The 9946-nt window shown below is 71.1% G+C and carries 8 protein-coding genes; 6 read left to right on the top strand and 2 right to left on the bottom strand.

The annotated features are described in order from the left end of the window. Positions 1–78 precede the first annotated feature (78 nt). Together ACFVHB_RS31390 and ACFVHB_RS31385 are read right to left on the bottom strand one after the other, a co-directional pair. On the bottom strand, positions 79–696 hold the full coding sequence (locus tag ACFVHB_RS31390; protein WP_380328974.1) for a phosphatase PAP2 family protein: 618 nt from the start codon (positions 694–696) through the stop codon (positions 79–81). Positions 697–901: 205 nt separating this feature from the next. Next, positions 902–2074: an NlpC/P60 family protein gene (locus tag ACFVHB_RS31385; protein WP_380328977.1), complete on the bottom strand. Its 1173-nt coding sequence runs from the start codon at positions 2072–2074 to the stop codon at positions 902–904. 248 nt (positions 2075–2322) lie between these two features. On the opposite strand from ACFVHB_RS31385, the gene ACFVHB_RS31380 reads away from it, so the two are divergent. The 6 genes from ACFVHB_RS31380 to ACFVHB_RS31355 all read left to right on the top strand — a co-directional run bounded on the left by ACFVHB_RS31380 (position 2323) and on the right by ACFVHB_RS31355 (position 9933). Continuing rightward, complete coding sequence (locus tag ACFVHB_RS31380) at positions 2323–2673, top strand: hypothetical protein (protein WP_360190542.1); 351 nt, start codon at positions 2323–2325, stop codon at positions 2671–2673. A gap of 172 nt (positions 2674–2845) precedes the next feature. Continuing rightward, on the top strand, positions 2846–3658 hold the full coding sequence (locus tag ACFVHB_RS31375) for a hypothetical protein (RefSeq protein ID WP_380328972.1): 813 nt from the start codon (positions 2846–2848) through the stop codon (positions 3656–3658). Continuing rightward, on the top strand, positions 3648–4949 hold the full coding sequence (locus tag ACFVHB_RS31370; RefSeq protein ID WP_380328970.1) for a hypothetical protein: 1302 nt from the start codon (positions 3648–3650) through the stop codon (positions 4947–4949). The genes ACFVHB_RS31375 and ACFVHB_RS31370 overlap by 11 nt, the downstream gene beginning before the upstream one ends. 7 nt (positions 4950–4956) lie before the next feature. Next, complete coding sequence (locus tag ACFVHB_RS31365) at positions 4957–6531, top strand: SCO6880 family protein (protein WP_380328968.1); 1575 nt, start codon at positions 4957–4959, stop codon at positions 6529–6531. 18 nt (positions 6532–6549) lie between these two features. Then, positions 6550–7899, top strand: a complete 1350-nt coding sequence (locus ACFVHB_RS31360) for an ATP-binding protein (protein ID WP_380328966.1) — start codon at positions 6550–6552, stop codon at positions 7897–7899. Between the two features lie 240 nt (positions 7900–8139). After that, positions 8140–9933 carry a bifunctional metallophosphatase/5'-nucleotidase gene (locus ACFVHB_RS31355; RefSeq protein ID WP_380328964.1) on the top strand — a complete coding sequence of 598 codons (1794 nt, stop codon included), beginning with the start codon at positions 8140–8142 and terminating at the stop codon, positions 9931–9933. Positions 9934–9946: the final 13 nt, after the last annotated feature.

Genomic DNA, 9946 nt, shown 5'->3' with positions numbered 1-9946 from the left:
TTGGACTTGAGCGGACGTCACGACGGCGGGCGGCAGGGCGGCGGGGCGGCGGGGTTCGGCGGGCGCCCCGGCCCGGGGTCACGGGGCCGCGATCAGCGGGGCGACGGCGGTCCGGCTGAGCGCGTGGCAGAGCGGGACGAGGACGGCCATCGCGATCGGCGCCAGCAGCAGCACCACCGCGGTGGCGAGCGCGAAGCCGCCGATCACGTCGGTGGGGTAGTGGACGCCCATGTACATCCGGCAGAAGCCCTGCAGCAGGGCGAGCCCGCCGGCGATCCAGCCCAGCCGCCGGTTCACCAGGAACAGCGCCACGGCGATGCCCATCGACATGGTCGAGTGGTCGCTGACGAAGGAGTGCGTGCCGGCCTTGCCGTCCACCAGCACGTCCAGCCCGGGGTGGTCGACGAACGGGCGCGGCCGGTCCACGATGGCCGCGATCGGGAGGTTGGCCAGCTCGGCGATGGCCACCGAGAGCGGGGCCCAGAGCAGGCCGGCCACGGCCACCGGGGCGTCCGGGCGGCGTCTGGCCTGCAGCCAGCCGACCAGGCCCAGCATCGCCAGGCCGATCAGGATGCCGTACTCGCCGATCCAGGAGACCACGTGGTCCAGCCAGTCCGGGGAACGCTTGGCCAGGCCGTTGACGGCGTAGAGCAGGCCGAGGTCGGGGTTGGTCGTGTCGGCAAGCGGCGTCGACACGCCGCACCTCCTTCTGGTCCGCAGCACCTGTTCGTTCCGGCCGTGGGCCCGCCCAGCCCCTCCCGGCTCGGACCGGTGCGGAGGGGTGACGCGCAACCACCGGACACAACGTCATAACCGGCGCACAGCGTTCCACGGAAACGCGCGGTTATGGAAACTTGACTCAGCGTCCACACCGCACTCACACCAGCGGGCCCGGGGCGGGTCAGTTCTTTGCAGGCGTTTGACCTGGACCTGTCGGGGCGGGGCCGGCCGCGACCGCCGCCCTGGACGTCGGGGCCGCGGGCGCGGCGGCGGCGGGCTGGTTGGCGGGGGCGGGGGTCGGGGACTCGGGAGCGGTGGTGCCGGGGCGGCTCGGGGCGGTGATGCTGCCGTCCGCGTTGCGCCCCGGCAGGGCCTGGGCGCCGTCGGAGGTGACCCGGGTGGCGCCGATGTACTCCCTGGTGTCGATCTTGTCGTAGCGGATCACCGCACCCGTGTGCGGCGCGTTGATCATGTAGCCGCCGCCGACGTAGATGCCGACGTGGTGGATGCTGCGCGGATCCGTCAGGTCCGTCGCCCAGAACACCAGGTCCCCCGGGCGCAGTTGGTCGCGCGAGGGGTGCGGACCGGCGTACCACTGGTCGTTCGCGACCCGGGGGAGGGTGATGCCCACGCTGGCGTACGCGGCCTGGGTGAGCCCGGAGCAGTCGAACCGCCCGTTCTGCGAGGGCAGGCCCTCGCCGCCCCACAGGTACGGGGTGCCGAGCTTGGTCTGGGCGAAGTAGATCGCGCCGGACGACTGCTGGGAGACCTCCACCGGCGCGGTCGGCGCGGTGAAACTGCGGGCCATCGCCTGGATGTTCCGCACGTAGCCCTGCGTCTCCTTGTACGGCGGCACCCCGTTGTACTTGGTCACCGCGTACGGGCCGGCGTTGTAGGCGGCCAGCAGGTTGGCCTGGCGGTCGCCCGGAACGCCGGCGACGTCCTTGGCGAGCGCGCAGTCGAAGGTCGCCGCCGAGGCGATCGCGTCCATCGGGTCCCAGACGTCCTTCCTGCCGTCATTGTTGCCGTCGGTGCCGTATGTCGCCCAGGTGCCCGGCATGAACTGCGCCATTCCCTGCGCACCCACGCCGGACTGGGCGCGAGGGTCGAAACCGCTTTCCTGGTACAGCTGCGCCGCGAGCATCGGCGGCGAGATCTCCGGACAGAGCGAGCCCCACTGCTGGATCGGCGCCTGGTAGGCGGCCGGAACGGTGCCCGGCGAGAGCGCGGCGCGATTCGCCGACTGCTGCGGCGCACCACTCGCCGCATACGTCCCGACCGTGACCAGTCCGATGAAGCCGACCGCGACAACTCCCGCAGCGGCGGCGGCCGTACCGCCCTTCCGGAGTACCATCAGCACCATCCCGACGAATCGTCAGTCGAAGTGTCCCGGAAGGCGTTGCTCACCGCAATCATCAGAGATACAAAGAGTGAGCGCTATCCTTCGTACGGTGGACATCCTCGCGTACGTGTCCGATGCCTCACGACCAATCCGCGAGAAGCAGCCAAGTCGACATCAGATCTGGCCAAGAATAGGTACCGACCCTTCGCGCGGACGGGGTCTGGGGCCTTGAATTTGCCTGATCGGGCGGTGAGATGGAAATGAACCTGAGCAGCGTGGACAGCATCGCGATCGGCCACCTGGCCGAGGACCCTCCTAAGAAGCCGAATATCGACACCATCATCGGCGGGATCGCCCCGGACTGGGGCCCGTTCGCGAGCCTCGGGTCGGAGGCCCGGGTGATGGTCGAGGTCGTCATGGCCGTGGCGATCCTGGCCTGCCTCGGCATCGCCGTCTGGGGCGCGGCCAAGCAGCGCATCGGCGCGACCGCCATGCGGGACAGCTTCGGCGCCGAACAGGGCAAGGGGCTGATCATCGCCGGCCTGACCGGCGTGTTCATCATTGGATCACTCGGCACTCTGTTCACCATTGTGTACGGCATGGCCATCTGACGATCGGACAACCCGGACGCGCACCGGCGGGCCACCCATCCGCCCCGCCGTCCGGCCGTCCTGATCCGCCGGATTCCCCGCCGGGAACCCGTCCATCACCCCGCCCTCCGCCCCCGTCCACGGGCGGAGGGGCCCCGGAGCCGCCCCGGCTCCCCGCACCAGGAGGGCCGCCGTGCCGTTGTCCGACGACCAGCCGCACACCCGTACGCGGTTGCCGGTCGGCGAACAGGCCTCCTCCCAGCCGAGCGCCCGTCAGCCCAGGCCACTGCGCACCCTGCTGACCGTCCTGGCCGTCGTCACCCTGCTCGTGGTCGCGATCTCCATCGCCAACCGCGGCAAGGCCGACCCCGGCACCGGCGGCCGCTCCGCCGACGCCGCCCCCACCGCCGCCTCCGGCGCCGGCCCCGCCCCCAGCGGCGACCAGCCCGTCGGCACCACCACCAACGGCATCGCGAGCGGCTTCCCGCGCACCGACCAGGGCGCGCAGTCCGCCGCCGCCAACTACGCGGTGGCGATCGGCTCCGCCGACATGTTCCGCACCGACAGCCGCCACACCATCGTCGCCACGATCACCGACCCGTCCGCCACCGCCACCCTCCAGTCCCGCCTCGACCAGGGTTTCGGGGGCGACACCGCCGCCCGCTACGGCCTCGACGCCCAGGGCCGCGCGCCGAAGGGCCTCACCTTCGTCAGCCGCACCGTCCCGGCCGGCACCAAGTCGGTCAACTACAGCGACAACGACGCCAAGGTCGAGGTCTGGTGCACCGGCCTCACCGGCCTCGCAGGGGAGCGCTCCGTCCAGCCCGTCACCGCGAACTGGTTCACCCTCACGCTCACCCTCCGCTGGACGGGCACCGACTGGAAGCTCGCCGACTACGCAAGCCGGCAGGGCCCGGCCCCCATGCCGGGCGACCAACAGGCCGCCACCGCCGAGGAGATCACCGGCGCCGTCCAGCAGTTCGGGGGTTTCCGCTATGCCCGTTGATGCCGTTACCAGGAGATTGTCCCGGGTCGGTGGGGTCTTTGGTGCTCTGGTCGTCCTTCAGGCAGCCGCAGTGGCGGTTGCCTCCCAGGCGTTCGCCGATCCCAGCCCCAGCCCCAGTCCCACCGCGTCTCCGACCGGGAACGACTGTGATGTTCTGCCGCTGCCCGGTAGCGGCGTTTACTGTGCCTCCAAGCCGGGTGGCGGCTCCCTCCCCGGGACCGGGGCCGTCGGGAGTGTGACCGATCCGCTCGGGTCGTTGGCGAAGGGGTGTGCGCAGGCGGCGGCGTGGGTGGTGCGGAGCCTGTCGGGGGCGATCGACGGGACGACGCAGGTGGACTTCACCAACGCGTCGTTCCTGCAGCAGTACGCGGTGGTGTTCGCCGCGTCGACGATCATCACGCTGGTGCTCTGGCTGCTGGCGGTGACGAAGCGGGCCGTGCGCGGGGCGCCGTTGACGACGGCGATCTCGGAGGCGATCGGCTTCCTCTGGCTGACCGTGGTGGCCTCGGCGTTCACGCCGCTGATCCTGTACACCGTGGTGAGCGCGACGGACGGGCTGACCAAGGCGATCGCGGTGGGGACGAAGTCGGACACCGGGACGTACCTGGGCGGGTTCGCGGACACGTTGGAGAAGGGCAACATGGGCGGCGGCCCGCTGATCCTGATCATCGTGTCGCTGGTGGCCGTGCTGGCGGCGGCGGTGCTCTGGGTCGAACTTCTGATCCGGGCGGCGATGCTGTACGTGGGCGCGCTGCTGGGGACGGCGGTGTACGCGGGGCTGGTGGACAAGCAGTTGTGGAAGCACGTGCGCCGCTGGGCGGGGGTGATGCTGGCGGTGGACCTGGCGAAGCCGATCATCGTGATCATCCTCGGTCTGGCCGGCGCGGTGGCGACCGGTGCCGGGGCCAGTGACGACTTCGCCCGGGTGCTGTCGGGTCTGGCGATCCTCTTCCTGTCGATCTTCGCGAGCGCCGCCGTCTACCGCTTCGTGCCGGGCTTCGGCGACGAGATCATGAGCATGCGCAACGCCCGGGCCAACGCGGTGTCGGCCGGTTCGGCGATGATCAACGGAACGGCGAACCTGTTGAAGCAGGGCATCAGCACCCACGGCGACCGCGGTCCGCAGGGGGCCGGCGGCGGTGGTGGGGCCGCGGGCGGCGGTTCGGTCGCGCCGGGCATCGCCGCCCACGCCGCGCGGACCCCGGCGCCGCCACCGCAGGCCGCGCCGCCGGCCTCGGTGCCGATGCGCGACGTTCCGATCCGCGACAGCAATCCAGCGAAGGGAGGGTGACGGGTAAGTGAGCAGCGAACCGCTCGGCCAGTACGGTGCCCAGTACGCCCAGCCGTACGTGCACCAGCGCCGCACCTACCTGATCGGCAAGGCCCGCCCGAACGCGCCGATCGGCCGCAACCGGGAGTCCGGCGAGATCGTCCTGATCATCTTCGGGGCGTTCCTCGGCATGGTCTGGGGCCTGATGATGCCGATCCTGCCGCTGCGCATCGCGGGTCTGGTCGGCCTGCCGCTGCTGGCCATCGCGGCGGTCTACGTGCCGTACCGGCGCCGGACGTTCTACAAGTGGGTGGAGATCAACCGCACCTACCGCCGGACGGTCCGCAGCGGCCGGGCGGTGTGGAAGTCGGACGCGATGGACGCCGGCACCCGGCTGGACGGCCGCGAGGTCGAGGTCGGGCCGCCGCCCGGGGTCGGGCGGCTGCGCTGGCTGGCGGCGCCGTTCGGGCCGGACGAGGTCGGGGTGCTGATGCACCTGGAGCGGCGCACGGTGACGGCGGCGATCGAGATCGAGGGGCCGGGCGTCGGCCTGCGCGACTCGGAGGACCAGGAGGCCCTGGTCGACCGCTTCGGCACGCTGCTGAAGCACGTCGCCAACGGGGACGGCTTCGTGACCCGGCTGCAGATCCTGGCCCGGACGCTGCCGGCCGACCCGGACGCGCACGCCAAGGACGTGGAGCGGCGCGGCGACCACGACGCGCCGCGCTGGCTGAAGGAGTCGTACGACCAGCTGCAGTCGATGGTGTCGACCTCCTCCGAGCAGCACCGCGCGTACCTGGTGGCCTGCATGCACTACACCCGTGACCTGGCGGCCGAGGCGCACGCGATGGGCCGGACGGCGACCGGCCGACGGGCCCGGGACGACGAGGGCCTGGCCGCGGTGATGGCCCGTGAGCTGACCGACATCTGCGCGCGGCTGGCGGAGGCGGACATCCGGGTGCGCCAGCCGCTGGGCCAGGCCCGGCTGTCCTCGCTGCTGCACTCGATGTACGACCCGGACCACCCGATCGACCACATCCAGGCGATGTCCCGGCGCAACGCCTGGCCGGCCGAGCTGGACGCGACGCACCCGCAGTACCTGCAGGCGAAGACCCGAGAGTCGGCGACCCGCGAGCCGTGGTGCCACGCCACCGCCTGGATCAAGGAGTGGCCGCTCACCCCGGTGGGCGTCAACTTCCTGGCCCCGCTGCTGGTGCACACCCCGGACGTGATCCGGACGGTCGCGGTGACGATGGACCTGGAGCCGACCGACGTCGCGATCGAGCGGATGCTCACCGAGAAGACCAACGACGAGGCGGAGGCGAGCCGCGCCGCCAAGATGAACCGCACGGTCGACCCGCGCGACCTGGCCCACACCGGCCGGGTCGACCAGCGCGGTGACGACCTGGCGTCCGGCGCGGCCGGGGTCAACCTGGTCGGCTACATCACGGTGTCCTCGCGCAACCCCGAGGCGCTGGCCCGGGACAAGCGGACGATCCGCGCCTCGGCCGGCAAGAGCTACCTCAAGCTGGAGTGGTGCGACCGCGAGCACCACCGGGCCTTCGTCAACACCCTGCCGTTCGCCACCGGCATCCGCCGCTGATCCACCTGGAGGCCCCGCATGGCGATCGGCAACCTCACCGACGCGTTCACCAGCCTGATGTTCGGCAAGGTGGAGACCACCCGGCTGCCGGTGCGCACCTCCACGGGGCAGGCCCAGGCGGTCTACCTGCCCACCGCCGCCCCGGGGCTGGGCGACTCCGGCGTGATCATCGGCCGCGAGGTGTACAGCGGCAAGGGGTACGTCTACGACCCGTTCCAGCTGTACGGGCAGCAGCTGCCGGCCCCGCACTGGCTGGTGCTGGGCGAGTCCGGCAACGGCAAGTCGGCGCTGGAGAAGACGTACGTGCTGCGCCAGCTGCGGTTCCGGGACCGGCAGGTGGTGGTGCTGGACGCGCAGGGTGAGGACGGGGTCGGCGAGTGGAACCTGATCGCCGACGCGCTGGGCATAAAGTCGATCCGGCTCGACCCGATGGCGGCCCGGGACGGCGGGGTGAAGCTGAACCCGCTGGACCCGGCGATCACCCAGACCGGCCAGCTGTCGCTGCTGCGCACCATCATCGAGGTGGCGATGGGGCGCGGCCTGGAGGAGCGGGCCGGGTTCGCGTTGAAGGCCGCGCACGCCCACGTGGTGGCGACGGTGACCGACCGCCAGCCGGTGCTGGACGACATCATCGACACCCTGCGCAGCCCCGAGCTGTCCTCGGTGGAGTCGCTGGGCGTGGCGGTGGACGAGGTGCAGTCCTGGGGCCTGGACGTGGCGCTGGTGCTGGACCGGCTGGTGGACGGTGACCTGCGCGGCATGTTCGACGGGCCGACGACCGACGGCATCGACCTGGACGCGCCGCTGATCGTCTTCGACCTGTCGCACATCGACCGCAACTCGATCGCGATGCCGATCCTGATGGCGATCGTCGGCGTGTGGCTGGAGCACACCTGGATCAGGCCGGACCGGAAGAAGCGGATCTTCCTGGTCGAGGAGGCGTGGCACATCATCAACAGCCCCTTCGTGGCGCAGCTGTTCCAGCGGCTGCTGAAGTTCGGGCGCCGCCTCGGTCTCTCCTTCGTGGCCGTGGTGCACCATTTGTCCGACGTGGTGGACGGCGCGGCGGCCAAGGAGGCGTCGGCGATCCTGAAGATGGCCTCCACCCGGACCATCTACATGCAGAAGGCCGAGGAGGCGAGAGCCACCGGCCGGGTGCTGGGTCTGCCGCGCTGGGCGGTGGAGATCATCCCCACACTTTCGCCGGGCATCGCGGTCTGGGACGTGAACGGCAACGTCCAGGTGGTGAAGCACATCATCACCGACACCGAGCGGCCATTGGTCTACACCGACCGCGCGATGACCGAGGACGCGGTGGCCGAGCGGGCCCGCGCGGAGCGGCAGTTGGCGTCCGAACCGGGCGTCTGACCGGGTCGGCCGGGCCGCCGGAGCGGTCCCGGCGGCGGCTCGGGGGCCGGCGGTCCGGCGTGTCGGCGCGGTGCGGCGGGGGCGGGCGGGTGGCGACGATTCGTCAGTAGGTAACCCTGTCGTTACGTTCAGGGTCCTGACAGCTACGCGCGTTGACTCTAGGCTGCACTCGCGCAACACACATGCCGGCGCCCGGAACTGTCCACAGCCGGGCGCTCTCTCAAGGGGCAGGGGACCCGCATGCTTTCCGTCAGATCCCGACGTGCGGTGCTGGCCGCAGTCGCCGCGGCCGGCCTGGTCGGCACGCTCGCCGTACCGACGGCCGCCCAGGCCGCGGACGCCAAGCGTCAGAAGACCGTCAACCTCCAGCTGCTGGCGATCAACGACTTCCACGGCAACCTGGAGCCCCCGGCCGGCTCCTCCGGCACCATCAAGGAGATCGACCCGGCCACCGGCCAGGTCGTCTCCACCCCGGCGGGTGGCATCGAGTACCTGGCCACCGCGCTGCGCCAGGCCCGGATCCCGGCCGACGACTCGATCACCGTCGCCGCCGGTGACATCGTCGGCGCCTCCCCGCTGACCTCCGCGCTGTTCCACGACGAGCCCACCATCGAGGCGATGGACAAGCTCGGCCTGGACGTCACCGCGGTCGGCAACCACGAGTTCGACGAGGGCGCCAAAGAGCTGATCCGCCTCCAGGAGGGCGGCTGCCACCCGGTGGACGGCTGCTACGAGGAGGGGCGCAAGTTCAAGGGCGCCAACTTCAACTACCTGGCCGCCAACGTCACCAACGAGAAGACCGGCAAGCCGATCCTGGCCCCGTACTGGGTGACCAAGTCGCAGGGCGTGAAGGTCGGCTTCATCGGCGCCACGCTGGAGGGCACGCCGAACATCGTGACCGCCGAGGGCGTCAAGGGCCTGAAGTTCGGCAACGAGGTCGCCACGATCAACAAGTACGCCGCCGAGCTGAAGAAGCAGGGCGTCAACTCGATCGTCGCGCTGATCCACGAGGGCGGCTACCCGGCCAGCAGCACGTACAACTACGACTGCGGCACCGCCGGCCAGGGCATCTCCGGCCCGATCGTCGACATCGCCAAGAACCTGGACCCGGCGATCGGCGCCATCGTCACCGGCCACACCCACAACGCGTACGCCTGCACCATCCCCGACCCGCAGGGCGTGCCGCGCTCGGTGACCAGCGCCGCCTCCTTCGGCCGGCTCTTCACCGAGATCAACCTGAAGCTCGACAAGACCACCGGCGCCATCGTGCGCCCGTCGGTCAAGGCCGAGAACCACGTCGTGCGCCGGACGGTCGAGAAGGCCCCGGACATGACGGAGCTGATCGCGCACTACTCCAAGCTGGCCGCGCCGATCGCCAACCGCCCGGTCGGCTACATCGGTTCGGACATCAACGGCCGCGGCAGCAGCGACCTGGAGAAGCCGCTCGGTGACGTGATCGCCGACGCGCAGCTGGAGGGCCTGGCCCCCGCGGACAAGGGCGGCGCGCAGGTCGCGTTCATGAACCCCGGCGGCATCCGCTCCGACCTGGTGTACAAGGCCAGCGGCGCCGAGGGCGACGGTGTGGTGACCTACGGCGAGGCGTTCACCGTCCAGCCGTTCACCAACATGATGCAGGTCAAGACGCTGACCGGCGCCCAGCTGGTCCAGCTGCTCCAGCAGCAGGTGAGCGGCCCGAACGACGCGGCGCCGAAGATCCTGCAGTCCTCGAAGAACCTGGCCTACACGCTGGACATGCGGAAGACCGGCGCGGCCCGCGTGCTGGTGGACTCGATCCGCCTCAACGGCGCTCCGATCGACCCGGCCGGCAAGTACCGGGTCGCGGCCAACGAGTTCCTGGCGGGCGGCGGCGACGGCTTCCCGGCCTTCGCGGCCGGCACCGACAAGCTCGTCGGCGCCTCGGACCTGGACGTGTTCACCGCCTACCTCGGTGCCCACAGCTCGGCGGCCTCCCCGCTGAAGGCGCCGGCGCAGGACCGCATCAAGGTCATCGGCCCGGGCAGCGACATCGACTGACCGTGTGCCGGAC

This window comes from Kitasatospora sp. NPDC127111 (assembly GCF_042677465.1).
Classification (GTDB): domain Bacteria; phylum Actinomycetota; class Actinomycetes; order Streptomycetales; family Streptomycetaceae; genus Kitasatospora.
The sequence above is the reverse complement of the archived record's forward strand: the minus strand, read 5'-3'. Positions and strand labels throughout refer to the sequence as shown.